Source organism: Labrys neptuniae (assembly GCF_040797145.1).
Lineage (GTDB): Bacteria > Pseudomonadota > Alphaproteobacteria > Rhizobiales > Labraceae > Labrys > Labrys neptuniae.
Genome location: NZ_JBFNQD010000021.1, coordinates 1 through 26,251, shown reverse-complemented (window position 1 = coordinate 26,251; position 26,251 = coordinate 1). Strand labels below are relative to the sequence as shown.

Annotated in this window: 23 protein-coding genes and 1 pseudogene; 10 read left to right on the top strand and 14 right to left on the bottom strand. The window is 65.1% G+C overall.

Annotation, left to right across the window (positions count from 1 at the left end):
- Positions 1-112: 112 nt before the first annotated feature.
- Positions 113-628 (top strand): glycosyltransferase family protein, encoded by a 516-nt coding sequence (locus tag ABXS05_RS31165; protein WP_367626609.1) that lies wholly within the window; start codon positions 113-115, stop codon positions 626-628.
- 98 nt (positions 629-726) lie between these two features.
- Here ABXS05_RS31165 and ABXS05_RS31160 read toward each other — a convergent pair whose 3' ends face one another.
- The 7 genes and pseudogenes from ABXS05_RS31160 to uxaC form a co-directional block, all read right to left on the bottom strand.
- Positions 727-1,806, bottom strand: a complete 1,080-nt coding sequence (locus tag ABXS05_RS31160; RefSeq protein WP_367626608.1) for an ABC transporter ATP-binding protein — start codon at positions 1,804-1,806, stop codon at positions 727-729.
- A 181-nt stretch (positions 1,807-1,987) separates the two neighbouring features.
- Positions 1,988-3,055, bottom strand: a complete 1,068-nt coding sequence (locus ABXS05_RS31155; RefSeq protein WP_367626607.1) for a Gfo/Idh/MocA family protein — start codon at positions 3,053-3,055, stop codon at positions 1,988-1,990.
- Entirely contained in the window at positions 3,055-4,065 is a 1,011-nt protein-coding gene (locus ABXS05_RS31150) for a Gfo/Idh/MocA family protein (RefSeq protein ID WP_367626606.1), read from the bottom strand. The genes ABXS05_RS31155 and ABXS05_RS31150 overlap by 1 nt, the downstream gene beginning before the upstream one ends.
- A 25-nt stretch (positions 4,066-4,090) precedes the next feature.
- Positions 4,091-4,957 carry a carbohydrate ABC transporter permease gene (locus ABXS05_RS31145; protein ID WP_367626605.1) on the bottom strand — a complete coding sequence of 289 codons (867 nt, stop codon included), beginning with the start codon at positions 4,955-4,957 and terminating at the stop codon, positions 4,091-4,093.
- A pseudogene (locus ABXS05_RS31140) lies at positions 4,950-5,813 on the bottom strand (carbohydrate ABC transporter permease); the annotation flags it as partial. The gene ABXS05_RS31145 and the pseudogene ABXS05_RS31140, both read right to left, overlap by 8 nt.
- Before the next feature lie 89 nt (positions 5,814-5,902).
- The gene (locus ABXS05_RS31135; protein WP_367626603.1) at positions 5,903-7,186 is read right to left on the bottom strand and encodes an ABC transporter substrate-binding protein; all 1,284 of its coding nucleotides are present in this window, start codon (positions 7,184-7,186) and stop codon (positions 5,903-5,905) included.
- A gap of 129 nt (positions 7,187-7,315) precedes the next feature.
- Positions 7,316-8,716: a glucuronate isomerase gene (gene uxaC, locus ABXS05_RS31130; RefSeq protein ID WP_367626602.1), complete on the bottom strand. Its 1,401-nt coding sequence runs from the start codon at positions 8,714-8,716 to the stop codon at positions 7,316-7,318.
- A 119-nt stretch (positions 8,717-8,835) separates the two neighbouring features.
- Here uxaC and ABXS05_RS31125 point away from each other — a divergent pair, with 119 nt between their 5' ends.
- Both ABXS05_RS31125 and ABXS05_RS31120 read left to right on the top strand, forming a co-directional pair.
- Positions 8,836-9,576 carry a GntR family transcriptional regulator gene (locus tag ABXS05_RS31125; protein ID WP_367626601.1) on the top strand — a complete coding sequence of 247 codons (741 nt, stop codon included), beginning with the start codon at positions 8,836-8,838 and terminating at the stop codon, positions 9,574-9,576.
- A 64-nt stretch (positions 9,577-9,640) separates the two neighbouring features.
- Entirely contained in the window at positions 9,641-10,903 is a 1,263-nt protein-coding gene (locus ABXS05_RS31120; protein ID WP_367626600.1) for a Gfo/Idh/MocA family protein, read from the top strand.
- Positions 10,904-11,192: 289 nt separating this feature from the next.
- Here ABXS05_RS31120 and ypfJ read toward each other — a convergent pair whose 3' ends face one another.
- Entirely contained in the window at positions 11,193-12,095 is a 903-nt protein-coding gene (gene ypfJ / locus ABXS05_RS31115) for a KPN_02809 family neutral zinc metallopeptidase (protein ID WP_367626599.1), read from the bottom strand.
- 237 nt (positions 12,096-12,332) lie between these two features.
- The gene (locus tag ABXS05_RS31110; protein WP_367626598.1) at positions 12,333-13,169 is read right to left on the bottom strand and encodes a uracil-DNA glycosylase; all 837 of its coding nucleotides are present in this window, start codon (positions 13,167-13,169) and stop codon (positions 12,333-12,335) included.
- Between the two features lie 146 nt (positions 13,170-13,315).
- On the opposite strand from ABXS05_RS31110, the gene ABXS05_RS31105 reads away from it, so the two are divergent.
- From ABXS05_RS31105 to ABXS05_RS31095, 3 genes are all read left to right on the top strand, one after another.
- Positions 13,316-14,716 carry a cell wall hydrolase gene (locus ABXS05_RS31105; protein ID WP_367626597.1) on the top strand — a complete coding sequence of 467 codons (1,401 nt, stop codon included), beginning with the start codon at positions 13,316-13,318 and terminating at the stop codon, positions 14,714-14,716.
- A gap of 315 nt (positions 14,717-15,031) precedes the next feature.
- Complete coding sequence (locus ABXS05_RS31100) at positions 15,032-17,809, top strand: DUF2339 domain-containing protein (RefSeq protein WP_367626596.1); 2,778 nt, start codon at positions 15,032-15,034, stop codon at positions 17,807-17,809.
- A gap of 69 nt (positions 17,810-17,878) precedes the next feature.
- Complete coding sequence (locus ABXS05_RS31095) at positions 17,879-18,352, top strand: hypothetical protein (RefSeq protein ID WP_311942216.1); 474 nt, start codon at positions 17,879-17,881, stop codon at positions 18,350-18,352.
- Positions 18,353-18,545: 193 nt separating this feature from the next.
- Here ABXS05_RS31095 and ABXS05_RS31090 read toward each other — a convergent pair whose 3' ends face one another.
- From ABXS05_RS31090 to ABXS05_RS31080, 3 genes are read right to left on the bottom strand one after another with little or no spacing between them, the layout of a single operon-like run.
- Positions 18,546-19,055: a tyrosine phosphatase family protein gene (locus tag ABXS05_RS31090; RefSeq protein ID WP_311942438.1), complete on the bottom strand. Its 510-nt coding sequence runs from the start codon at positions 19,053-19,055 to the stop codon at positions 18,546-18,548.
- Positions 19,056-19,060: 5 nt separating this feature from the next.
- The gene (locus ABXS05_RS31085; RefSeq protein WP_311942218.1) at positions 19,061-19,669 is read right to left on the bottom strand and encodes an HD domain-containing protein; all 609 of its coding nucleotides are present in this window, start codon (positions 19,667-19,669) and stop codon (positions 19,061-19,063) included.
- 2 nt (positions 19,670-19,671) lie between these two features.
- Positions 19,672-20,289, bottom strand: a complete 618-nt coding sequence (locus ABXS05_RS31080) for a DNA-3-methyladenine glycosylase I (protein ID WP_311942221.1) — start codon at positions 20,287-20,289, stop codon at positions 19,672-19,674.
- Positions 20,290-20,468: 179 nt separating this feature from the next.
- Here ABXS05_RS31080 and ABXS05_RS31075 point away from each other — a divergent pair, with 179 nt between their 5' ends.
- Positions 20,469-21,479 carry an LLM class flavin-dependent oxidoreductase gene (locus ABXS05_RS31075; RefSeq protein ID WP_311942223.1) on the top strand — a complete coding sequence of 337 codons (1,011 nt, stop codon included), beginning with the start codon at positions 20,469-20,471 and terminating at the stop codon, positions 21,477-21,479.
- Here ABXS05_RS31075 and ABXS05_RS31070 read toward each other — a convergent pair.
- The gene (locus ABXS05_RS31070) at positions 21,461-22,051 is read right to left on the bottom strand and encodes a hypothetical protein (protein WP_367626595.1); all 591 of its coding nucleotides are present in this window, start codon (positions 22,049-22,051) and stop codon (positions 21,461-21,463) included. The two genes, ABXS05_RS31075 and ABXS05_RS31070, sit on opposite strands and share 19 nt — an antisense overlap.
- A 274-nt stretch (positions 22,052-22,325) precedes the next feature.
- Between ABXS05_RS31070 and sigJ the strand changes: the two genes are divergently transcribed.
- Positions 22,326-23,234, top strand: coding sequence for an RNA polymerase sigma factor SigJ (gene sigJ / locus ABXS05_RS31065; RefSeq protein WP_367626594.1), 909 nt, complete (start codon positions 22,326-22,328; stop codon positions 23,232-23,234).
- Positions 23,231-23,824: a flavodoxin family protein gene (locus ABXS05_RS31060; RefSeq protein ID WP_367626593.1), complete on the top strand. Its 594-nt coding sequence runs from the start codon at positions 23,231-23,233 to the stop codon at positions 23,822-23,824. The genes sigJ and ABXS05_RS31060 overlap by 4 nt, the downstream gene beginning before the upstream one ends.
- Positions 23,825-23,838: 14 nt before the next feature.
- Here ABXS05_RS31060 and ygfZ read toward each other — a convergent pair whose 3' ends face one another.
- Positions 23,839-24,681 (bottom strand): CAF17-like 4Fe-4S cluster assembly/insertion protein YgfZ, encoded by an 843-nt coding sequence (ygfZ, locus tag ABXS05_RS31055; RefSeq protein WP_367626592.1) that lies wholly within the window; start codon positions 24,679-24,681, stop codon positions 23,839-23,841.
- A 139-nt stretch (positions 24,682-24,820) separates the two neighbouring features.
- On the opposite strand from ygfZ, the gene ABXS05_RS31050 reads away from it, so the two are divergent.
- The gene (locus ABXS05_RS31050; RefSeq protein ID WP_367626591.1) at positions 24,821-26,146 is read left to right on the top strand and encodes a dihydroorotase; all 1,326 of its coding nucleotides are present in this window, start codon (positions 24,821-24,823) and stop codon (positions 26,144-26,146) included.
- Positions 26,147-26,251 lie beyond the last annotated feature (105 nt).

Genomic DNA, 26,251 nt, shown 5'->3' with positions numbered 1-26,251 from the left:
AAATGCCAATCATTTGAGCAGGATCGCGCCTTCGCGCCCCTCACGTCGGGCGGTGGTGCATGATATGCGGACCTTTGAAAAAAGTGACCGTTCCAGTCGGACCAGACTTGCCATGATCAGTGTCGTTATCGCCGCAAACGGCCAGGAAGTCGCGCTGGCGGAAACGCTGGCTGCCCTTGTCCCGGCGGCGGCGGATGGCTTTGTGCGCGAGGTGGTGGTGGTAGCGGAATCCGGGCCGTCGCAGGGCACGCGGCTGGTCGCCGACGCGGTCGGTTGTGTCATCGTCGAGGGCGATGCCAGGGCCGGGCTGGAGGCTGCCCGCAGCGACTGGGTGCTGGTGATGGCGCCGGGCGTCCGGCTGGAAAGCGATTGGTTCCGCGAAGCCGGCGTGATGATGCAGCGATTGCAAAGAGCAAACGACCTGCCGGTTGCGATGCTGTTTCGTGGCGCTGTCGACGATTATGGCTGGCGCGCAAGGCTCAGCGAAATCGTGCTCAAGCTGTCGCGTAGCCGCAGACGGAAGCAGGCCATGCTGGCGCCGCGCAAGGCGCTGCTGGCGGGCGGGCGCTTGGGGACTCATGCCTTGCGCGCGCGTGCTTTTACGGGTGGAGTGGGGACGGTGCGGTGAGGCAGGCGCTCCTGGGACCGCCGGCTTCCAGCCGGCTCTTGGAACCGTCGCACGTGCGGAAAGGAAGAGCCGGCCGGAAGCCGGCGGTCCCAGGGAACCTATCGCCGCAGCGAAGCTCCCCCGCTGTCGAAGACATGGCAGAGGGCGGGGTCGGCGCGTAGCGGCACGGTTTCGCCATGGCGGACCCGCAACTGGCCGGGGGCCGAAATGGTCAGGTTCTCGCCGCCCGTGGTGGTCGCATAGAGCACCGTCTCGCCACCGAGATGCTCGACCAGATGGACCTTGACCTCGCCGAGCGGCTCGCCGGCCTCGCTACCGACGAGGATGTGCTCGGGGCGAACGCCGAAAGTGATGGGCGCCGTTGCCGTCGCGCCTGGCAGTGGCGCGCCGAGGCGAACCGATTGCCCGGCGACTTCGATCGCATCGCCGGTCCCGGTCAGGCGGCCGGCCAGGAAGTTCATCTTGGGCGAGCCGATGAAGCCGGCCACGAACTGGTTGGCCGGTGCGTTGTAGAGGTCGAGCGGTGCGCCGACCTGCATCACCACGCCGTCGCGCAGCACGACGATCTTGTCGGCCATGGTCATCGCCTCGACCTGGTCGTGGGTGACATAGATCATAGTGTTGCCGAGGTCCTGGTGCAGCTTGGCGATCTCGACCCGCATCTGCACGCGCAGTTCCGCGTCGAGATTGGAGAGCGGCTCGTCGAACAGGAAGATGCGCGGTTCGCGCACGATGGCCCGCCCGATGGCGACGCGCTGGCGCTGCCCGCCGGACAGGGCCTTGGGGCGACGCTGCAGATAATTCTCGATCTTGAGGATCCGGGCGGCATGGTGCACCCGCGTCTCGATCTCGGCCCGCTTGTAGCCGGCGGTTTCCAGGCCGAAGGCGAGGTTCTTGTACACCGTCATGTGGGGGTAGAGGGCATAGGACTGGAACACCATGGCGATGCCCCGGCGCGAGGCCGGCACATTGTTCATGCGCTCGCCGTCGATGAGGAGGTCGCCGCCCGAGATCGGCTCGAGCCCGGCGATCATGCGCAGGAGAGTGGACTTGCCGCAGCCGGACGGGCCGACGAACACCGTGAACTCGCCCGGTTCGATGACGAGGTCGACGCCATGAATCACGTCCAGCGAACCATAGCGCTTCACCACCTTGTCGAGCCTGATGCTGGTCGCCATGCCGTCCTCCCTACAAGCCATTCGCACTTGATTGAACCCAAGGGACTGTCATCCCCGGCGGGGTCGTAGACCCCGGGAAGGGGATCCAGGGACTATTAGGTGTGTCCAACGGCCCCTGGATCCCCTTCCCACGGCCGTTGGCCGTGCCGGGGATGACACGTCCTCATTTGCGGGCGGTTCTCTAAGGCCGCCAACCGCGATATTTGGGGTGATCCGGCCCGATCGGCAGCTTGACGTCGCTGCCGGTCTGGGCCGAGTGATAGAAGGCAGTCGCCAGTTCCAGCGCCCGGCGCGCATCATCGACCGTGACCGGCACCGGTCCGCGGCTATGCAGCGCCTCATGGAAAGCGTCCATCTGCCCGAGGAAGCGGCGGCCGACCGGGGGCAGGTCGGCGACGAGATCCTTGATATCGGCGGCTACGGCCTCGTTCGCCGGCAGGATGGTCCAGGGTTCGTCGCCCGGCGAATAGGCCTCGCCGCCGCTCTCGAAGGTGACGTTTTCGAAGCAAAGGCGCAGTCGCGAAATCTCGTTCTGCGAGCCCAGAGTGGCGCTGGCGGCCACCAGCGCGCCATTGGCCATTTCCCAGGAGGAGGAGACGCAGTCCTCCACCTCGATGGCGTTGACCCGCGTCGCCGCCCGCGCGAACAGCCGCCGTACCGGGCCCATCAGGTAGGTCATCATGTCGTGCTGGTGGATGGCATGGGTCATCAGCACGCCGCCGAGTTCGGTGTCCCACTTGCCGCGCCAATAGACGGCATAGTAGTCGGGCGTGCGCTTCCAATGGGTTTCGACCGTGCCGAGATAGGGCTTGCCCGCCAGCCCCGCCTCGATGATGCGCCTGGCCTTCTGCACGCCCTCGCCGAAACGGTACTGGAAGATCGGCATCAGGATCTGGCCGCTCTGGGCCTGGGCATTGGCGAGAAGGTCGGCCTCGTGCAGCGAGCCCACCAGCGGTTTCTCGCAGACGACATGCTTGCCGGCCGCCAGGGCACGGCTGACCAGCTCGAAATGGGTGGCGGGCGGCGTGGCGATGTCGATCACGTCGATATCGTCGCGCTTGAGAAGTTCGTCGAAATGCAGCGTGCGACTCTCGGCCGAGAATTCGTCGGCCACCGCATCGAGGCGCTCCTGGTTGCGGTCGCAGACGGCGGCGAGCCGCCAGCGCTCGGGGCGCAACGCATAGGCTTCGGCGATGTGGGAGCGGCCGATGTTCAGCCCAACGACGGCGACGGATTTGATCTCGCCCATCACGCGGCCTCCTCGGCGTGCTGCTGGGCCCTGAGGGCGAGTTCCATCGCCTTGAAGCAACGGGCCTGCGGCATGGCCGTCTCGGTGCGCTCGAAGACATCGGCGATGAACTGCCGCCCGAAGGGGAGCTCGACCGCCGAGCAATCGATATGCTGCATGCCCTTGCGGTCGGTCAGGAAGAGATGGTCTCCGCCGTCGCGGCCGGCGACATCGACATATTTGCGCAGCTCGATGGTGCCGTGCGTGCCGGTGATGAAGAGCCGCCCGTCGCCCCACACCGGCAGGCCGTCCGGCGTGAACCAGTCGACGCGGATATAGCCGGTGACGCCCCCGGGCGTGCGCAGATGGACATCGCCGACATCCTGCAGGCCCGGTCTGTCGGCATTGGCACGATTGCCGACGGCGGCCGACAGGATGTCGGCATCCTCGGCATCGGTGAAGAACAGGAACTGCTCGAACTGGTGGGCGCCGATATCGACGAGGATACCGCCATAGCGCTCGCGCTCGAAGAACCAGCCCGGCCGCTGGGGCTTGCGCAGGCGATGCGGGCCGAGACCGGTCATGGTCACGACCTCGCCGATGGCGCCGGCTGCCACCAGTTCGCCGGCCTTGACGGTGGCGGGCACCTCGAAATGCTCCGAATAGAGGATGGAGAGGATGCGCCCGGTTTCGGCCTGAACCAGGCGCACGCTTTCGAGCTGGTCGAGGCTGGTCATGCCCGGCTTGTCCAGGAGCACGTCCTTGCCGTGACGCATGGCCGTGATGGCGATGTCGGCCCGGTCACCCGGAATGGCGGCGCTGACGATGACGTCGATGGCGGGATCCTCATAGAGCCTGTCCGCTTCGGCGACGCACGGGATATCAGGATAGGCCGCGGCAAAGGCGGTGGCGAGATCGTCCTCGGCGGCATGAAAGCCGGTGCAGACGGCACCTGCCTGCCTGAGTGCCCCGATCTGGCCGTGGATATGGTCGTGATTGATGCCGATGACGGCGAATTTCAAAGGTCTCATATCAATTTTCCGCAAAAGTGTGTCGTCAGCGTTTCATGCCGGTGGTGGCGATGCCTTCGATCAGAAGGCGCTGGAAGAACAGGAAGACCAGGAAGATCGGGATCAGGGAGAGCACCGACATGGCGAAGAGCGCGCCCCAATCGGAGGTGCCGCTGGCATCGACCAGCGAGCGCAGGCCGAGCTGCACGGTATAGGTGTGGATGTCGCCCAGATAGATCAGCGGCCCGAAGAAGTCCTCCCAGGTCCAGATGAAGGAGAAGATCGCGGCGGTGGCGAGCACGGGAACGGAAAGCGGCAGCACGATCTTCCAATAGATGCGCCAGGCGCTGCAGCCATCCATCATCGCGGCCTCGTCGAGTTCGCGCGGCAGGCCGCGGAAGAACTGCACCATCAGGAAGATGAAGAACGCATCGACGGCGAGGAATTTGGGCACCACCAGCGGCAGCCAGGTGTTGACCCAGCCGATGTTGAGGAACAGCACATATTGGGGAATGAGGGTGACGTGATAGGGCAGCATCAGTGTGCCCAGCATCAGGGCGAACCAGAAATTCCTGCCGAAGAACTGGAGCCGCGCGAAGGCATAGGCCGTCAGCGAGGCGGCCATGACATTGCCGATGGTCGCCAGCACGGAAATGGCCAGCGAGTTGAGGAAGAAGGTGCCGAAGCTGACCTGCAGGCCGAACCAGCCGGTTTCATAGGCCCGGATCGAGACCTGGGAGGGGATCAGCGAGGTCTGGCCGCCGAAGATGTCGTCGGCCGGCCGCACCGAGCCCGCCAGCATCCAGAGCAGGGGGTAGAGCATCACGAAGGAGGCGGCGATCAGGGCGGCGTGGATCAGGGCGGAGCGCAGGACTGATCGTTCCGGCGCGTGCATGGCGGCGGCATCAGTCATCGTAATGCACCCAATAGCGCGCGGTCAGGAAGGAGAAGGCGGTGAAGAAGGCGATGATCAGCACCAGGATCCAGGCCAGTGCCGAGGCATAGCCCATGCGGAAGAAACCGAAGGCTTCCTGGTAGAGATAGAGCGTGTAGAACAGGGTCGAGTTGATCGGGCCGCCATTGCCCTCGGAGATGATGAAGGCGGGCGTGAAGGCCTTGAAGGCCTCGATGGTCTGGATGACGAAGTTGAAGAACACCACCGGGGTGAGCAGCGGCAGCGTGATCTTGAAGAATTGCCGGGCCTTGGAGGCGCCGTCCAGGCTGGCTGCCTCGTACATGTCCTGCGGAATCTGGCGCAGGCCCGCCAGGAAGATGATCATCGGCGAGCCGAACTGCCAGACCGAGAGCGCTACCAGTGTATAGAGCGAATAGCGCGGATTGGAGATCCAACTCGGCCCGTCGATGCCGGCGAGGGCAAGGAGGGAATTGACGAGGCCGTCGGCGGCAAAGAGCTGGCGCCACAGCACCGCGATCGCAACGGAAGCGCCGAGCAGCGAGGGCAGGTAGAAAATGGCGCGATAGAGCGGAAGCCCCCTGATGCCGCGATTGAAGGCCATGGCCAAAGCGAGGGCGAAGATCAGCTTGAGCGGCACCGACAGGATCACATAGGTGAAGGTCACCTTCATCGCCGCCGCGAATTTCGGATCGGCGGTGGCGATGCGCACATAGTTGGCGGTGCCGACGAATTGCGGGCTCTGCAGCAGGTCGTAATCGGTGAAGGACAGATAGAGCGAAGCCAGAGCCGGCCCCAGGGTGAGGCCGAGAAAGCCGATCAGCCAGGGAGCCAGGAACAGATAGCCGGCACTATTGCGGCGCAGGGCCTGCCGCAGCCAGCTTTCGGAGATCTCGCTGGGGTGGGCCAGTGTCGTCGAGGCCAGAGTGGTCGGGGGCATGGCACTCAACCCCGTTTGAGGATCGACTCGGCTTCCGTGACGAACTGCTCGCCCCCTTGTTCCGGCGTCGACCCGAAAGCGACTTCCTGGCTGATGCGCTGCAGCACGAAGGAGATCTCGCCGGCTCCCTTGGGCGGGGAGGGCGGCAGGGGCCCGACATAGGGATCGAGCTTGCCGACATAATCGACCATCTGCCTGCTGACATCGTCGAGCGAGGCGGCCGCAAGGTCGCGCATGGCGGGGGAGGCGGGCACCCCTCGTTCCACGCCGAGGATCTTGACGCCGGCGGGATCATGCACAGTGAAATTGGCCAGCTTGACGGCAAGCTCCGGTGCCTTGGCGTCCGAGGAGATCGACCACATCTGCGAGGGCTTGAGATAGTGGCCGGGCTTGCCGTCGGTCATCACGGGATAGGCCGTGATCGACAGTTTGGCCTTGCTGAGCTGCTGGGCGCCGATGAACTGGTTGGAATGCAGGAAGCTGGCAGCAGCATAGCCGAGAGCTAGCGGCGAGGTCTCCAGCGTGAGCTTGTCGAGGGCCTGGATGTCGGCGGTGACGCAGCCGCCGGAATCGCGCAGGGCTCCCCACAGCTTGAACCAGTCGGCCGCGTCCTTGGCGTCGAAGGCGACCGAGCCCTTGTCGTCATAAAGCGCCTTGCCGCGCTGACGCAGCCAGAGCTCAAAAGCCGGTTCGAGGCCGCTGGCGTCGACGGAAGCGTAGAATTTCTTGCGTTTGTTGGCCTTGCCGAAAGCTTCGCATTTGCTGGCGAATTCCTCCCAGCTCGTGCCGAATTTCGGCGGCTCGACGCCTGTTTCCTGCCAGGCCGCCGCGTCATAGGCCATGGCGGAGGAATTGACCCCCAGATTGATGCCGTAGAGCTTGCCGTCGACGCTGCAGGACCCCAGATTGGTCTTTCCGAAATCGGCGATGTCGAGAAGGTTGCCCAGATACTGGTCGAGCGGCACGATGGCGCCGCGGCGGGCATATTCGAACATGTAGCGGTAGTCCATCTGCACCAGGTCCGGTGCATTGCGCCCGGCGACGCGCGTGGCGAGACGGGGCCAGTAGTCGCTCCATCCGGTGAATTCGGTCTTGGTGTCGATGCCGGCGTTGGCCGCCCGGAAGGCATCCACTGCCTTGTTGGTGCGGTCGGCCCGCTCCTGCGAGCCCCACCAGAATACCCTCAGTTGCTTGTCCTGGGCCAGGACCGGGCTGCCCAGCGTGATGGAGGCGGCAAATCCGCATCCGGCTCCCAACATGGCACGACGACTGACGAGATGGGCACTCATGGCTTCCCCCCTTTTCCGGTCCGTTTGGTTGCTCGAAGGCCGGTTTTTCTGCGTTCCTGTCTTTGTACTCGTGCGTTTCGATATCGATATGACGTTACGTGACATTACGCGCCGCCACGGCATGCAATGTCAGAGTTTGTAGGCGCGCTTGGCGAGGTTATAGGCAAGGTCCACGGCGATCTCGGCGGCCTCGTCCTCCTCCAGGCGATGATCGGCGACCAGCCGGGCGAGGAAGGCACAGTCGACGCGGCGAGCCATGTCGTGGCGAGCCGGGATCGACAGATAGGCCCTGGTATCGTCGTTGAAGCCGACCGTGTTGTAGAAGCCTGCCGTCTCGGTCGCGAGTTCTCGGAACCGACGCATGCCTTCCGGGCTGTCGAGGAACCACCAGGGCGGCCCGAGCCGAAGCACCGGATAATGGCCGGCAAGGGGCGCGAGTTCCCGACTGAAGGCCGTTTCGTCCAGGGTGAAGAGCACGATGGTGAGACCGGGCTCGTTGCCGACGGCGTCCAGGAGAGGCTTCAGCGCCTCGACATAGCTGGTTTGCCTCGGAATATCGGCACCGACATCGGGACCGAAACGGGTGAACAGCGCCGGATTGTGGTTGCGGTGGGAGCCCGGGTGGATCTGCATGGTGAGCCCGTCCGTGAGGCTCATCCGCGCCATTTCGGTGAGCATCTGCGCCCGGAACAACTCGGCATCGGCGGCCGAGGCTGGGCCGGCAAGCAGACGAGCGAACAGTGCCATAGCATCGGCCCTGTCGAGATCGGCCGTGCGAGCGCTGGGGTGACCGTGATCGGTCGAGGTTGCCCCCAGCGACTTGAAGAAAGCGCGGCGCTCGCGATGGGCCGCCAGATAACCGTCCCATGTGGCTGGCTGTCCGGTGAGATCGAGGAGATGGCGAACCTGGCTGCGGAAATCGGCGCGGTCGGCATCGACGACGGCATCGGGGCGATAGGCCGGCAGGACACGTCCCTTCCAGCCGGAGGCACGAATGGCCTGATGGGCCTTCAAGGCGTCGGTGGCGCTGTCCGTGGTGGAGATCGCCTCGATATTGAAGCGGTCATAGAGCGCGCGCGGGCGGAATTCCGGCCGTTGCAGCGCGGTCGCGATCTCATCGTAAAGGCGGTCGGCATTGCCGGGTGCCAGGCGCTCGGTGATACCGAAGCCGCTCTCCAGCGAATGCTCGAACCACAAGCGGCTCGGCGTGCCCCGGAACAGGTACCAATGGTCGGCGAACAGCCGCCAGATCTTGCGGCCATCGGCTTCGACATCAGTCCCGTCGCGACTGGCAATGCCGAGAGCTTCCAGCCGCACGCCCTGCGAATAGAGCATGCGGGTGATGTAGTGGTCCGGCTTGACGAACAAAGTGGCAGGGTCGGGGAAGGCCGCATCCTCGGCATACCAATTGGGGTCGGTATGACCATGCGGGGAGAGGATCGGCAGGCCTGCCACCTGCCCATAGAGGCGGCGCGCAATGGCCCTGGCGTCCGGTTCGATCGGCAAAAGCCTGTCTGGATGAAGTGCCATGCGGGGCTCGGCCCTGTTCTGGTTGGCGTCTCCTCTTGACGTTGGCTTTAACACTAAGATACTAGTGTGTCAAAATCTGATCATCGCGATGCCGCGAGAGGTCGCATCAGGCCGGGGCCATGGAGAGCCAGGACACGAGCCATTCGCTGGAAATCCTGACGGCGCGAGGCAAGGCGGCGCAGTCCGGCGTTCGTCCGAGGCGGCCGCGCGTCACCACGGCGACCCTGATCTATGACGATCTGCGCGAGGCAATCCTCGGCATGCGCCTGGTGCCCGGCACGCCTTTGCAGGAGAAGGCGCTGACCCAGCGTTTCGGCGTGAGCAAGACGCCGGTGCGCGAGGCCCTGATCCGCCTGGCAGAGGACGGCCTGGTCGATATCTTCCCGCAATCGGGAACCTTCGTCTCGCGGGTGCCGGTGGCCGCTATTCCGGAGGCGGTGGTGATCCGCCAGTCCCTGGAGGACACGGCGGTGCGGCGCCTCATCGAGATCGCCACGCAAGCCGATATCGCCACGATCGACGCCATCCTGGCGCGCCAGCGCCTGCTGGCCGATCTCGGCGACAAGGATGCCTTTCACGAGGCGGACGAAGCCTTTCATCAGGCCATTGCCCAGATCGCCGGCTATCCCAGCATTCCGCGCCTGCTGCGCCAGATCAAGGTCCAGATGGACCGGGCTCGGCGGTTGACCCTGCCGGTGGCGGGCCGGATGCATCAGGTCATCGCCGAGCACAGCTTCATCCGCGATGCCATCGCCCGTCGCGACGTCGAGGTGGCCAGCAAGGCCATGAAGGCGCATCTGAGCGCCGTGGTTCCCGACATCGACCGGTTGAGGGTGCAATATCCCGACTATTTCGTCTGAGCGCTCCGGAGAAGGATCTCGTTCCCGGGCGCCGTCAACAGCCAGAACCGCATGAGGAAACGCTATGACGATGCAAGCGACGAGACATGAGGAGAGCCCCGAGCGGCATCGGGTGGCGCTGGTCGGCACCGGTCATCGCGGCGCGGGCATGTGGGGCAAGGAATTGCTGCAAGGCTGGCGCGACCGGGCCGAGTTCGTGGCGATCTGCGACGTCAACGAGATGCGGGCCACGGCCGCGCGCACCGCGATCGGCACCAACGCGCCCGTCTACACCGATGTCGACCTGATGCTGGCGAGCGTGAAGCCGGAGATCGTCATCGTCTGCAGCCGTGACGACACCCATGACGAGATCATCGTCAAGGCGCTCGAGGCGGGCTGCCGGGTAATCACCGAAAAGCCGATGACCACCACGCCGGAAAAGTGCCGGCGCATCCTCGAAGCCGAGGCACGCACCGGCCGGCCTGTCGACGTGACCTTCAACTATCGCTTCGCGCCCACGGCCGCCCGCATCAAGCAATTGCTGCGCGAGGAGGCGGTGGGCACCGTGACCTCGGTCGATTTCCATTGGTATCTCGACACCCAGCATGGTGCCGACTATTTCCGGCGCTGGCACGCCAAGGAAGCCCATTCGGGCAGCCTGTTCGTGCACAAGGCCACCCATCATTTCGATCTGCTCAACTGGTATCTGGACTCGGTGCCACGCGAGGTCTCAGCCTACGGTACCCAGCGCAATTACGGCCGCAACGGGCCGTTCCGCGGCGAGCGTTGCCAGACTTGCGTCCATGCCCAGGATTGCGATTTCTATTTCGACATGAGCAAGGATCCCTGGCTGACCATGCTCTACGAGGACCCGTCAGCCGAGGACGGCTATGTGCGCGATGGCTGCGTCTATCGCGAGGACATCGACATCGCCGATACCATGACGGCGATGCTGCGCTTCGAGAACGAGGTGATCGTGTCCTATTCCCTCAACACCTTCATGCCGATCGAGGGCTATCATCTGGCCTTCAACGGTACCAAGGGGCGCATCGAGGTCCGCCAATATGAGCGCCAGGCCTTCGAGACGCCCGACCATGACGAGATCCTGCTGATGCGCAATTTCGGCGACGTCGAGCGGATCAGCGTGCCACATGCCGGCGGCGGGCATTTCGGCGGCGATGACCGCCTGCGCGACATGCTGCTACGCCCCGGCATGACCGATCCGCTCGGCCAGCGCGCCGGTGCACTGGCCGGCGCGATGTCGATGCTGTGCGGGGCAGCGGCTGTTGCCAGCATGAAATCGGGGCGTCCTGTCAGGCTTTCCGAACTCGGAGGCCTGCCGGCCTGAACGGGAGGATGGGTCCTCGTTTTCTGACCTGAATCTTTGCATGCCGCCTGAAATCGAATGAGTTTACGTGGGCGGTGCTGCCCCTCACCGTACCTCTCCCCGTAAGAACGGGGCGAGGAGGCGCAAGTGTTGCGATTGATCTTCGGAGCTCTCATCTCGCCCCACCGTTGGGCGAGATGAGAGGTTTTCGGCATAAACTCGACGTCAAAGTCCCCTCGCCCCGTTCTTACGGGGAGAGGTACGGTGAGGGGCTGCGCGACCTCAATGACAAGGGAGTAAAGTATTCCCCTCAGATGGCGCCGGAGGTGTCGCAGGAGCGGATCTGGCCGCTCTTCAGGCCGGTAACGAACCAGCGCTGGCGCTGGGCAGCCGTGCCATGGGTGAAGCTGTCGGGCACGACATAGCCCTGCATCTTCTTCTGCAGCATGTCGTCGCCGATGGCCTGGGCCGTCTGCAGCGCGCCTTCGATGTCGCCCTGTTCGATGAACTTGAAATCCTGCTGGGTACGGTTGGCCCAGACGCCGGCCAGGCAATCGGCCTGCAGTTCCTGGCGCACCGAAGCGCCGCCGGCCCCGGCCCCGCCTTCGCGCAGGAGGCCGAGTTCGTCCTGCACGTGGTGGCCGACTTCATGCGCGATCACATAGGCCTGCGCGAAGGCGCAGGCGCCCTGGCCGGCCGGGCAGGCGTTGAAGCGGTTGCGCATCTCGTCGAAGAATTCCGTGTCGAGATAGACCTTCTTGTCATTCGGGCAATAGAACGGGCCCATGGCCGATTGCGCCGTGCCGCAGGCCGAACGCGTTACGCCGCTGAACAACACCAGCTGGGTCGGCTGGTAGCTCTTGCCCCGGACCTGTTCCTGGAACAGCTTGGTCCAGGTATCTTCGGTCGAGCCCAGAATCTTGCGCACGAAGGTTCCCGAAGCGTCGTTGGCGCCGCCTGCCTGGCTGGAGGGGCGTGGCTGCTGCTGTTCCTGGACCTGCGGCTCGCCTCCGCCGCTGAGGCCCTGCAGGGCATTGAAGGCCGCTTCGGGGCCGACGAGGAAATAGAGCGCGGCCACGATCACCAGGCCGCCCAGGCCGATGCCGCCCCGTCCACCCGGGAAGCCTCCGCCGCCGCCACCGCCGCCGAAACCACCGCCTTCGCCGCGACGATCGTCGACATTGTCGGATGCGCGCATATCGTCGAGTTTCATCGCCCTGTCTCCTGCTCCCCGGATGCCGGCCTTTCACCGATGTCGGGCCGGCACGGTGATTTGTGCTGTGCAAGCCATACCCAATAAATATGTCTTCGCAAAGCCTGTTACAGGGGTTCTAGGTGGTGCTTACGTAAGGAAATATAGTTTTCCCAAAATGTGCCCTCTTGTTTGGTACAAGCAGCGGTAAACGACGGGACTCTCCCGGCGAAAAAAGGAGGCAAAGGGGCGTTTGCCTCAGGGCGCATCCTGCTCCAGGGCCGTGCGGATGGCGCGGAAGTCGCGCCAGGCCAGGCGCTTCTGCACCGGCTGGCGCAGCAGATAGGCCGGATGCAGCGTGGCGATCGCCCGGATGCGCTGGCCGCCGAGATCATAGTCGAGCCAGCGCCCGCGCAGTTTCAGGATACCGTCGGTGACGCCGAGCAACGCCTGGGCGCTGCGGGCGCCGAGGCAGACCAGGACCTTGGGGGCGACCAGCTCGATCTGCCTTTCGATGAAGGGACGGCAGATCGTGGTTTCCTGCGGGGTGGGATCGCGATTGCCGGGCGGACGCCAGGGCACGACATTGGCGATATAGGCCTTGGTGCGGTCGAGCCCTATGGCAGTCAGCATGCGGTCGAGCAACTGGCCGGAGCGGCCGACGAAGGGCTTGCCTTGGATGTCCTCGTCTCGTCCGGGTGCTTCGCCCACGAACATCACCTCGGCGTCGGGAGCACCGTCGGCAAAGACGAGACGGTTGGCCGTGGCCTTGAGGGCGCAGCCGTCGAAGCGCTCGAGCAGGTCCCGCAATTCGTCCAGCGTGCGGGCACTGCGCGCCTGTTCGCGGGCCGCCAGTTCCACCGCGTCCGGAGAGGTGGTGAGCAGGGTCGGTGCCGGGGAGGCCATGCGGGGCTGCGCCGTGGCAGCAGGAGGCCTGCGCGCCGGATCGGGATTGGGCGCGGAACGCATGGGGGAGGAGGCGGGGGTAGCCTGGGCGCTCTCGGCAAAGCGATCGAGCGGCTCGTCCCCGATCGCCACGTCCACGCCCATATCGGCATACCATTGCAGCAGCGCGACGATCTGTTCGGGAGGCATGGACGCGGACATCATGGCGAAAGGATAGAGCAAAGCTTCCAGAGTTGGAACAGGCTGGCAGCCTCTGTTAACTCCCCATCAAGGTTAATGCATCATCAATGGGCTCATCGGCGACGCCGTGTTGGTTGAACCTGTGAGTCTCGTCCATGCTGCTGCGCCGGCCCGTCATCATCGCCCTTCTGCTCTGCGCCGGAGCCACCAGCACGATGATGTATCGCCGTTCGACAGCCGTGCAGGCGAGCCCGGCCGTCGCCGCCAGCATGCATGGCGCCTTGCAGGGCGGCGTGGGTGTGCTCGGCGCTCGGCGTGCCTCGGTGATGCGAGCCGGCCTGTTCGCGATGCCGCAGCTCAGCCTTGCCGATATCGGCTCCGCGCAGCAGGCGGCCTTCGGAGACGGCTTCACGCTGCGCGCCATGCCGGCCAGCCTGACACTGACGCCGAGCCGAAGCGATTTCATGCCGCTTCCCGACGATGTCGGTCCGCCCAGCGCGCCGATCCGTGACGCCACCAAGAAGGGCATGACGATCTGGCCCGAGGTGATCCGGACCGCCAAGGGCGACCGCCGGCCGGACCGGGGTGCCGGAGAGAACGTCGCCTATATGGTATCGGGCGATCCGCATGTGCTGATGCCCAAGACAGGTGCAAGGCCGATGGGGCGTCTGTCGCGCAAGCTCCAGCCGCCCGAGACCGCCGAGGGCCTGCAGCAATTCCAGCCGTCCCGGCTCAGCGCCATCGTGGTCACCAAGCTTGCCGAACGGCTCTCGATCGCCGACGCCGAGCTCGGCGGGCACGACGGCGCCGTCCCTCTCGATCATTCGCTGGCGCCGGCCGGCGGCATGTCGCCGGCGGCGAGCCGTCCCGATCTTGCCAGTTTGACCAGCAGCACCACCCGTGCCGACGAAGCGCTGCCTGTCGAGCTCGCCATGGCCGAGCCGGGTGCCCTCCAGCCGGTGGTGGCCCAATCTTCCATGACCTTGGCGAACGTACAGCCGGTGATGACGCCCGACGATGCCCAGACCCTGCCCGAGATCGGCAGCGACGAAGGCTTGACCGATGCGCAGAAGAAATCGCGCATCGCCGGCCTGCCCGGGCTGGACGACGGCAAGGCCCGCCCGCTCGACCTGCCGCCGGCCGCGTTCACCAAGGCACAGATGTGTCTGGCGACGGCGATCTATTTCGAGGCACGCGGCGAGAGCCGCGAGGGGCAGGTGGCCGTGGCCCAGGTCATCATCAACCGCCTGCGCTCACCCTTCTATCCCAAGAATGTCTGCGACGTGGTCTATCAGGGCGCCAGCAACAAGCGCTATGGCGGCTGCCAGTTCTCCTTCGCCTGCGATCTCGTCGCCGACAAGGTGACCGAGAAGGAGCCCTGGGAACAGGCTCTGGTCCTTGCCGAGCGGGTGATGAACGCCAAGGACTGGATCCCCGAAGTCGGCAACGCCACGCATTATCACGCCAACTATGTCCGTCCGCGCTGGGTGCGCGACATGCGCGAGAAGGACAAGATCGGCAAGCATATCTTCTATCGCGTCAAATGGTGGGCGTGACCGGCAAGTCTCCTGGAGAGGACGTCCACAGGTCCTGTATCCGGCGGGATACCCGGGAGCCGAATTCTCGCGTATGGCTGGCATCGAAGTTGCGTTTGTGGATGGCATGTTTATCGCATCGTCGATGCGAGCGTCGTGAAGCAAACCCAAGATCATCGATGCGGCAATTGTTGCTGCTGCGTTGGCGCGCTACGCTTGCAGTGACGGCAAAGACCTTGTCCGTGATCAAGCAACCTCGATTGCCGGGCCGATCGTCGGCGATCACATCCTGACTCCGCGCGGAGCCCGCGCTGTAATGACCTGCCACGGGTGAGCATGTCCGAAGAAAGTGCCTTCCTCCTCATCGGCCTCCTGGTGCTCGCCTTTCCGGTGCTGGCGATCGTTGCCTTTGTGATGACGCTTGGCCTCAGGCGCAGGGTGCAGGAGCTGGAGGAAAGGGTTCGCCAGCTGCCGGGCCAGCGCCCGGTGCCGGTTGACGCCGCCAGGCCGGTTACGTCGGCGGTAGCGGAAGGGAAAAAGGCCGCGGAACCCGTGCGGGAAGCGGCTGCACCGGTTCCCGCTGCCGTGCCTGTCGAGAAGTCGCCGGCCGTCGAGCCGGCGCCAGCCAGGCCGGAGCCGGTGCCGGCAGTTTCCGCGCAGGCCACACGCCGACCGGTACCCGACAAGCCCAAGGTCAGCCTGGAGGAGAAGCTCGGAACGCGCTGGGCCGTCTGGGTCGGCGGATTGGCGCTGGCACTCGGCGGTGCCTTCCTCGTGCGATATGCCATCGAGGAGGAACTCCTCGGTCCTGGCGCGCGCATCCTGGCCGGCCTCGTCTTCTCGCTGGCTCTCATCACCGGCGGCGAATATCTGAGGCGCCGGCCCGTGGCGCCGACGACGGCGCAGGCGGCCTATATTCCCGGCGTGGTCACGGCCGCGGGCACGGTGGCCCTCTTCGCAACCGTCTATGCCGCCTATGCGCTCTATGATTTCCTCAGCCCCGCGCAGGCCTTCGTCCTGCTCGGCCTGGTCGGCATCGCCACCATGTATGCGGCGGCGCTGCATGGTCCCTGGCTCGCCGGCCTCGGCCTTGTCGGCGCCTATGGCGCGCCCCTGCTGGTGTCCTCGAACCAGCCCAATCCCTGGGCTCTCGCCCTCTATGTCGTGGTGGTGACGGCAGCCGCCTTCATGCTGGCCCGTATTCGGCTCTGGCGCTGGCTCGCCATCGCCGCCGGTATCGCTGCCTTCTGCTATGGCTTCGTCCTGGGAAGCATCATGGGCGAGGACACCGGCGCCATGGTGTTCTACATCCTCGCTTTGTCCGCCTTGGTCGGCGCGGTGCTGATCTACGAGCCCCATCACGGCAAGACCTATCAGCGTTTCGATCCCATCGGCCTCGGCGCGGTCGCGGGCCTTGCGGTCCTGGCCGTCTCCTTTGCCGGCGCGGATGTGTTCGGGCATGCCTCGCTTGCCACCTTGCTGATCGTGATGGCACTGGCGCTGGCGGCTGCGCTCGCTTTCGACGCGCTGGCCCCGGCGGCCGTAATCGCAGGCCTGGCAGGGCTTGCCTGCCTGTGGATCTGGCCGATCGGTGGGCAGATTGCCGCCGAACCATTGGTGGTGGTGCCAGGCCACCTCTATCTGCCCTTCCTGATGCCGGACGCGCTCCAGGCCTATCTTGAGATCGCGATCATTCCGGCTGCCGTGCTGTTGCTGGCCACCACGATCAGCCTGATGCGCCATCCAAGGCCGCAACGGCCGGCATTGGCGCTGGCACTGGCGGGGACGGCAACCCCGATCTTCGCCCTGGCGATCGCCTATCTGCGCATCGAGAGTCTTCGTGCCAGCCTGCCCTTCGGGGCCGTGGCGGCCGGGCTTGCGCTGCTGTTTGCCGCGACGACCGAGCGTTTCCTGAGGCTCGAGGGGCAGGCGGCGCAGGATGAGGCATCGGGGGCGGGTTCCTCCCTCCATGCCGTCGCGAGCGCTTCGGCAGTGGCGCTGACGCTCACCTTCCTGATCACCGATTCCCCGCTCACCCTGGCTTTCGGCCTGTCGGCGCTCGGTGCGGCCTGGGTCTCGACCCTGCGGCCGCTGCCGGCCCTGCGCTGGTGCGCGGCCGGATTCGTCCTGCTGGTGCTGGCGCGCATGGGTGGAGCCTGGACCCTGGCCGGTGCCAGCCTCGAACGCTTCCCGGATTGGCCGGATATCGTGCTGCGTTATGCCGTACCGGCCGCGGCGTTCTACTATGGCGGCATTCTCCTGCGCCGGCGCAAGGCGGACATTCCCGCCGCCATCCTCGATCTCGGCGCCATCCTGCTCGCCTGCGTGGCGGTGGTCTTTGCCATCCGCCTCGGCCTGCGCGGCGCCGAGGAAGCCGCCTATCCCGGCATGTCCCTCGCCGAGGCCGGGCTCTACACGGCGCTCGCCTTTGCCGCTTCGATGGCGCTGGTCTATCGCTCCGGGGCGACCACCAGCGTGGTGTATCGAGCGGCGGCACCGATCAGCGTCATCATCGCGCTTTGCCTGACGGTCTCGGGGCCATTGATCACCGCCAATCCTGCCGTCAGTGGCGAGATGATTGGCGGCGGCGTCCTCTTCAACACCTTGCTGCCCGGCTATGCCCTGCCGGCGCTGCTGGCGGGAGCGGCGGCGCTGTTCTGGCACTGGTATGGCCGCGCCGTCGGCCAGGGTGAAAACAAGAATTTGGGCATGGAGAATGCGCCCTTCGCCCTGCTATGCGGGGTCTGTGCCTTCGTACTGGGCTTTGTCTATGTCACGCTCGAGGTGCGCAAGATCTTCGCCGATGGCGTGCCCGATTTCGACACGATCTCTTCGGCCGAGAATTGGGGGTACACCATCGCCTGGCTGCTCTACGGCCTGATGCTGCTCGCCCTCGGCATCTGGGCGAAGGCGCGCGCCATCCGTCTGGGTTCGGCCATCGTGATCATGCTCGCGGTCGCCAAGGCCTTCCTGTTCGACATGTCGGAGCTGGAAGGGATCTGGCGTGCCTTGTCCTTCATGGGGCTCGGCGTCGCCCTGATCGGCATCGGCCTCGTCTATCAGCGCCTGTTGTTCGGACCCAAACTCGGATCCGGGCAGGAACCGCGGCAGTAGCAGTGGATGGCTGGTATCGAACCATGTCCCGACAATGTCTTGCAGCGTCTCAAGCCGGGAATCGTCTTGTTGAACTTTGCCGCAAGCCAGTTCGCCCGACAGCACCAAAACCATGGCAGGCTGGCCGACGACATCTGGCTGGACCGGACGCAAGGCAATCCGCCACCCGAGGAGGTTGCTCGGTTCGAGGCCGCATATGAGGCAAGACGCGCGGCCTGGACGGCGGATCCCGCCTTCCTTTCGGCCATCGGGCGGCTGCAGGGTGTTGGCGTGGACTGGGCGTTCAGCCATGAAAGCGATGTCAGCGGCGAGTTCTCCCTGCTGCGCCTGTACATCGCCGCCGACGATCTCGGCGCTCTGGAAGCGCTGGCCGCCGAGAATGCCGGCTACGTCACGCCCGAGGCGAAAGCCTCGGCCGCCGAACGCTTCCGCATCTTCATGCTGCGCAACTATCATCCCGACTGGCGGCGCAACCGCCAGCTCTATGCCGATGTGGGTGGCTCGCCCTATGCGGCTCCTGCAACCTGGTCGCGCGAAACCTGAAAGCAGAGGCCTTCCGTCCCGGAGGCCGCGCATTCGGTGTCATCGGCCCGTCATCGGCCTGCGCCATGGTCGCGGCCATCGAGCTGTCCGTTCCTCGACGGCAATGCGATGTTTGACCTTCCCCTGGCCTGGCCCCCGCGCCGGGCCTCTTTTTTGGGTGGGCTGCCGAGCGGCGCTTTCGTGTCGATACGCCCTACAACTGCAAGGCGAAAGGCACGCCTTCGAAGCAATCCTCGCCACGGCCGATAGCGTCGATCGCGGCCAGCATGCGGCCATTGCGGCCGAGCCGCATATCCGCCAGCGCCACGATGCGGCGGTTCGGGGTGGCGGTGGGCGACAGCCGGCGGATGGTCTGCGCCAGCTCATGCTCGTCGAGTGACGGGTTGAGGGCGCAGGCGACTGTGAAGGCTGCGGCGGTCGAACGACTGACCCCGGCATAGCAATGCACCACCAGCGGCGTCGCCTGGTCCCAGGCCCGGGCAAAGGCGAGAAGCTGGGAGAGGTGGTCCTCGCCAGGCAGGATCTGCCCCTCTTCCGCGAGCTCGACGATATCGTTCATGCTCAGGAAAAGGTGGCGGTCCTCCTCGATCGTGACGGGGCGGATCACCTTGGTGCCGGCATTGATCAGGGTCAGGATCTGGCGGGCGCCCGTGGCGGCAACGGTGGCTTCGAGGCGGGAGAGCGAACAGACATTGATTTGCATGGCGGTCACCGGAAGATCTGAGCAAAACGCTCGAGGAAGGCTTGCTGGGCCTCGGCCGCCGGCAGGGGCACCAGCCGCGTCTGGTCCATCGGCCGGGGCAGGGGGCGCGGATCGCCGAAGATACGGCAGGATTCCTCGATGCCGAAGCCGGCAAGCTGGGTCGCCTCGAGGAAGGCGGCCACGGTATCGGCCTTCTTGGTCAGCGCCTTGATTGCCGGCGGGGGAGCGGTCGGCAGGCCGAAGCGCAGATGGATGGCCCCGAGCAGGCGGGCCTCCACGCTCTTGTAGCTCTCGCCGATCACCGCCTTGAACGGCGAGATCATGTCGCCGATCACATATTCGGGCGCGTCGTGCAGCAGCACCATCAGCCTGACCGCATCGGACTGGGCAGGCTCCATCGCATCGAGCACGTCGAGCACGAGCACGCTGTGCTGTGCCACCGAGAAGATGGCGTCGCCGCTGGTCTGGCCGTTCCAGCGCGCGACCCGGGCCAGGCCATGGGCGATATCCTCGATCTCGATGTCGAGCGGAGAGGGATCGAGCAAATCGAGCCGCCGGCCCGACAGCATGCGTTGCCAGGCCCGATGGGGAGCCGCTTTCTTCACGCGTGCCATGGTCAGCCCGGATGTCCCGCCTTGCCGAGCTCGGCGCATTCGGCATAGCGGAAGCAGTCGACGAGATGGTCGTTGACCATGCCGACCGCCTGCATAAAGGCATAGACGATGGTGGGGCCGACGAATTTGAAACCGCGTGCCTTGAGGTCCTTGGAGATCTTCTGAGACAGCGGCGTCTCAGCCTGGACATCGGCCGTGGTGCGCAGGGTGTTCTGCAGGGGGCGGCCGTCGAGGAAGTCCCATAGATAGTGCGAGAAGCCCTGGCGTTCCTCGATTTCCAGCCAGAGGCGGGCGCCGATGATGGTGCCTTCCACCTTGGCGCGATTGCGCACGATGCCGGGATCGGCCATCAGGGCTTCGACCTTTTCCGGCCCGTAAAGCGCGATCTTGGCCGGCTCGAAATCGTCGAACACCTCGCGGAAGCGCTCGCGTTTGCGCAGGATGGTGATCCAGGACAGCCCCGCCTGGAAGCCGTCAAGGATGAGCTTTTCATAGAGGGCGCGGCCGTCATATTCCGGCACGCCCCATTCCTCGTCGTGATAGGCGACATAGAAGGGATCGAGCCCGGGCCAGGGGCAGCGCTGCTTGCCGTCCGCATGAAGAATGACTGTGCGTTCCATGCCGCCTTCTTGCCATGGCGAAAGCCGACTCGGGAAGAGGGAAGAACATTTCGTGATCGGGTTGGGGCCGGAAAAGCCTTCTCCCGCAAGGGGAGAAGGCCCTCCGAGCCTTTCCTTGCCAGGGCGGCAATGCCACCTATATTAGTTCGATCGCCATCGAATTTTGTCGTGCCCTTTTCATGATCCCGATTTCAGTCCTCGATCTTTCGCCCATCGCCGTCGGCAGCAATGCCGGGCAGGCCCTCCACAATTCGCTGGACCTTGCCCGCCATGTCGAGCGGCTCGGCTATAACAGGCTGTGGCTGGCCGAACATCACAACATGCCGGGCATTGCCAGCGCCGCCACGGCGGTGGCGCTCGCCCATGTCGCCTCCGGCACTTCCACCATCCGCCTGGGAGCCGGCGGCATCATGCTGCCCAACCATGCGCCCTTGATGGTGGCCGAGGCCTTCGGCACGCTGGCGGCCCTGCATCCTGGCCGTATCGATCTCGGGGTGGGCAGGGCTCCCGGTACCGACCAGATCACCGCCCAGGCGCTGCGCCGCAATCTCAACGCCGAGATCGACGCCTTTCCGCGCGATGTCATCGAGCTGATGAACTATTTCAAGCCGGCGAGCCCGGATCAGCGCGTGCAAGCCGTTCCAGGCGCGGGGTTGGCGGTGCCGGTCTGGATCCTCGGCTCCAGCCTGTTCGGGGCGCAGCTTGCCGCCATGCTCGGCCTGCCTTTCGCCTTCGCCTCGCACTTCGCGGCGGCCGATCTCGAAGGGGCGATCGCCATCTATCGCGGACGTTTCGAACCTTCCGAATATCTCGACAAACCCCATGTCATGCTGGGCATGAACGTGGTCGCCGCCGACACCGACGAGGAGGCCCACTTCCTGCAGAGCTCGCGGCTGCAGGCCTTCGTCAGCCTGCGCACCGGGCGGCCGGGCCTGATCCAGCCGCCGGTGGAGAATTACGAGGAGACCCTCGATGCTATCGGCCGTGCGACACTGCAGCACATGAACCATGCCTCGGTGGTGGGTTCGGCGGCGACCGTCAAGGCGGGTATCGAGGCATTCGTCGAGCGTACCGGCGCCGACGAGATCATTGCCACCAACATGATCTTCGACCATGAGAAGACCAAGCGTTCCTATGAGATCCTCGCCGGTGAGCTGATTGCCGCGCCGGCTCAGGTGAGCGTGTCATAGAGGCCGAGCGCCCAGACGATTTCGCCGAGCAGCGCCAGGATGGCGAAGACGAGCTGAAAACGCTGGTTGGATATCAAGATCGCGGCGGCGCAGCCGGTGATGTACAGGGCGAAACGTACCCAATATTCGGGGCCGAGGGCCGCAGTATAGTCTCTCCCCTTGATGAAAGTGTCGATGATGTCGAGGAAGAAGGTGCCGATCAGAATGCCGAAAAACCATTTTCGGCGGGACATGAAATAGTCCTCGAATCCCTTGTACTCATACATGGTGTCCGGAAAGAGCATCGTGCACATGAAGAAGAACACGCTCGCATAGAAGGCGACGAAGCCATAGAGCGGGAAGCTCCACTGCACGTTGACCAGATGGAATTCCCACCACCAGAACGAGATGATCTGCATCAGCATGAAGAAAGTCCATACCAGATGGACGCCGTAGATCTTGTGCTGGCGCGGATGCTGGACGAAGCGGGCAAGGCCGGTGAGCAGTCGGCCCATGCTGAGGCCGACGATGATGCTAATCACCGTGCGGACATGGCTGAGAACGGTGGGGTCGAAGGCGTGGGGCTGGTTCACGGAGGCATCCTCGCGCTTGAGGGCGGCAGCATGCCATTGCAACCACGACGCCCGGCACACTCACGAAGAGTCCCGCGCTCGGGCGGGTATGAAACTACTTTCCCAGCATTGCCCGGAATCACCACGGGAGCAAGACGGGCAGGGCAGTGCGTTGGGGAAGACCTTCTCGCGACGTGTAAATACGGTGCCGGCCGAGATTTAGTTTGGGCAGGAGTCACATTCTTGGGTCGCCATCTCGTCTTGAGGGCAGGACGATCAAACGAGAGAGGACGGCGTGCTCGACCTGCCCATTCAGGACACCACCCTGTTCAACGCATTCCGGCCTCGTCTCAAGAGCCTGGCCTACAAGATGCTCGGCTCGATCGCGGATGCCGAGGATGTCCTTCAGGATGCGTTCATTCGCTGGCTGCAGGCTGATCGCAGCCTCGTACGGGAGCCTGAAGCCTATCTCAGGCAGGTGGTGACCCGCCTGTGCCTGGACGAGCTGAAATCGGCGCGGGTGCGGCGGGAGGCCTATGTCGGCTCCTGGCTGCCGGAGCCCGTGCTGCAGGAGGATCCTTCCGAGGACATCACCCTGCCGCTTCTGCTGGTGCTGGAACGTTTGTCGCCGCGCGAGCGAGCCGCCTTCCTGCTGCATGACGTCTTCGGGGTCGCCTTCGACGAGATTGCGCTGACGATCGGCCGGGATGCCGCCGCCTGCCGGCAGATGGCGCGGCGGGCCCGCCTTCGCATCCGGTCGGAAAGACCTCGGTTTCTTCCGCAGGGGGCAAGAGGGCAGGAAATTGCTGCCGCTTTCTTCACCGCCTCGCGCACCGGCGACATAGACGGGCTTCGGGCTCTGCTCGCTCGGGATGTGACGGTCCAGGCGGATGGTGGCGGCAAGGTTGCCGCTCCTCCGCGCCCGATCGTCGGCATCGATGCCGCATTGAAGCTGATGGCTGCTTTGGCGAGGCTGTTCTCCGCCCAGATGTCGCAACTCCTGCGCTATGCCAGCGTCAATGGCTTGCCGGGGTTCGTGACCATCGAACGGGGATGCGAGCTCCAGACCACGGCACTGGATGTCCGGAGAGATCGGATTGCTGCGATCTATGTCTGTCGCAATCCGGAAAAACTCGGCCACCTCGTGATCGACCGCACCGTCGCGAACCAGATCCGGCCTGCATCGAAAGGGACCTGCCAGTGACAAAAGCCACCATTGCCATCGTCTATCACAGCGGCTACGGCCATACCGCCCGGCAGGCACATGCGGTCGAGCAGGGGGCGACACAATTGCCCGACGTCGCCACGCTGCTGCTGACGGCGCAGGAAGCGCCGGAGCATTGGCACAGGCTGGCATTGGCCGAGGCGATCATCTTCGGGGCGCCCACCTATGTCGGCGGGCCATCCGCCGTGTTCAAGGCCTTTCAGGAAGCCAGTTCGAATGCGGTGATGTCGAAAGGCCTCGGCTGGAAGAACAAGATCGCGGCGGGCTTCACCAATTCGGGCTCACGGTCGGGCGACAAGCTCGCAACCTTGATGCAGATGGCCCTGTTTGCCGCCCAGCACGGCATGCATTGGGTCAATCTGGCCCTGCCGCCGGGCAATTGCTCCTCGGTGGGTAGGGAAACCGACCTCAATCGCTTCGGCTTCTTCCTCGGCGCTGCCGCCCAGTCCAACACCGATGAGGGGCCGGAGGTGGCACCGCCCGAAGCGGATCTCGCCACAGCCCGATATCTCGGCCGGCGCGTTGCCGAGACGACCCTGCAATTCGTGCGGGGGCGCAATCCCGGTTGAGGCGAGTGCCAGGGTCAGGCCGTTGCCTTGTGCGCGCTGCTCGATGCGACCCACCAGGATGGCTTGTCGATCGTCAGGCCAAGACCTTCAGTCACCAGGCTTTCGCCGGCAGCCAGCCCTTCCTCCACCCTGTCGAGCCGGAGCAGGGCCAGTCCCCTCTTGCCAACCGAGGAGCCCAGCGTGCCCGCCGGCCGGTCGCCGATACGGATTTCCGTGCCGGCGGCAGGCAGGGTGGCGCTGGCTGTCACAGGCACGATGCGGGTGCGCGCGGTGCCGCGATGCTGCATGCGGCTGACGACTTCCTGGCCGACGAAGCAGCCCTTCTTGAAGTCGACGCCGGCGAGCATGTCCATCAGCACTTCGTGCGGGAAGGCCTCGCCGAGGCGAAAATCCTTGCCGCCTTCGGGAATGCCGAACTCGATGCGGCGGTCGTGATAGGCCGTGGTCGCATCGTCTGCCGTGGCTGCGACAGGTGCGAGAATGCGAAGCCCGAGTTCGGGCCGCCTGGGATCCGGGAAGACCAGAGCACCCTCGATGTCGACATTTTCGGGGGGCAAGGCAGCGTAGACTCCCCAAGCCGGCAAGGCCTCGACCTTCACCTTGGCGCGCAGCCGATAGAAATTGAGCCTCTTGGCGAAATCGGGGGCCAGGGCGGCGTCCGCATCGAGGTAGAGCCCGTCCTCGCCGATCGTGGCCAGGAAATCGAACAGGATCTTGCCCTGCGGCGTCAGCAAGGCACCCCATCGTCCCTGGCCGGGCTCGAGATGGGCGATATCGCAGGTGACGAGATTGGCGAACCAGGATCGCGCATCCTCGCCGCTGAGGCGGAGTATGGCGCGGTCGAGCAGATGGATCATGGCAAGGCAATCCCGTTTCAGCCCCTCCTATATGGCAATCCCTGTGCGCGGCGTGAAGAGGCGGCGGATTGGCGGTTGAAAGCTGGCGCTGCCTGGGGGAAAAGCGCAGGGTTTCAGCTTCGTCATCGAGGAGAGCGCCATGCCCCAGACCTTCGACCGCATCTTCCGCAATGGCGAGATCGTCAACCAGGATGGCCGGCATCATGGCGATGTTGGGGTCAGGGACGGGCGTATCGCGGCGCTGGGGGATTTGTCGCAGTCCAGTGCCGGCGAGGTGATCGACTGCACCGGCCTCACCATCCTGCCCGGCGTGATCGACAGCCAGGTCCATTTCCGCGAGCCGGGGCCGACGCATAAGGAAGATCTTGAATCGGGCTCGCGCGCGGCGGTCATGGGCGGCGTCACAGCTGTATTCGAAATGCCGAACACCGATCCCTTGACCGTGACGCCGGAGGCTTTGGCCGACAAGGTCAGGCGCGGCACGCACCGCATGCATTGTGATTTCGCCTTCTGGGTCGGCGGCACCCGCGAGAATGCCGCTGACGTGGCGGAGCTGGAGCGTCTGCCGGGCGCGGCCGGCATCAAGGTGTTCATGGGCTCTTCCACCGGCTCGCTGCTGGTGGAGGACGATGAGGGCGTGCGCGAGATCCTCAAGCGCACACGCCGGCGCGCTGCCTTCCATTCGGAGGACGAATATCGCCTGCGCGAGCGGCGCGACCTGCGCGTCAAGGGAGATGCCTCCTCCCACCCGGTCTGGCGCGACGTCGAGGCCGCGCTCAACTGCACGCGGCGGCTCGTCGCCATCGCCGAGGAGACGGGCGCGCCCATCCATGTCCTGCATATCTCGACGGCGGACGAGATTCCCTTCCTCGGCGCGCACAAGCGGCTGGTGACCTGCGAAGCGACGCCGCATCATCTCACTCTGGCTGGGCCCGAGGCCTATGAGAAGCTGGGCACGCTGGTGCAGATGAACCCGCCGGTGCGTGACGCCGGTCACCGCGACGGCATCTGGCAGGGCATCCGCCAGGGCATCGTCGATGTCCTCGGTTCGGACCACGCGCCCCATACGCTGGAGGAGAAGGCCAAGCCCTATCCCGATTCGCCCTCCGGCATGACCGGTGTGCAGACGCTGGTGCCCGTCATGCTCGACCATGTGAACCGCGGGCGGCTATCGCTGGAGCGTTTCGTCGACCTGACCAGCCATGGTCCCTGCCGGATCTTCGGCATGGCCGGCAAGGGGCGCATCGCCGTCGGCTATGACGCAGACCTCACCATCGTCGACCTCAAGCGCAGGCAGACCATCCGCAACGAGTGGATCGCCTCCAAATGCGGCTGGACGCCCTATGACGGCATCGAGGTCAGCGGCTGGCCGGTCGGCACCATCGTGCGGGGGGCGCGGGTGATGTGGGAGGGCTCGCTGGAGGAACATTCGCGCGGCGAAGCTGCGCGCTTCTGGACGGCGTAGCGCCTGGAGCGCGGACAGGAAGTCCGCGCAGACCGCTGACAAACCCCGCCATTTTTGGCGGGGTTATTTTATGTGCCTGCTGCAAAGGTTTGAGTTATCGACTTT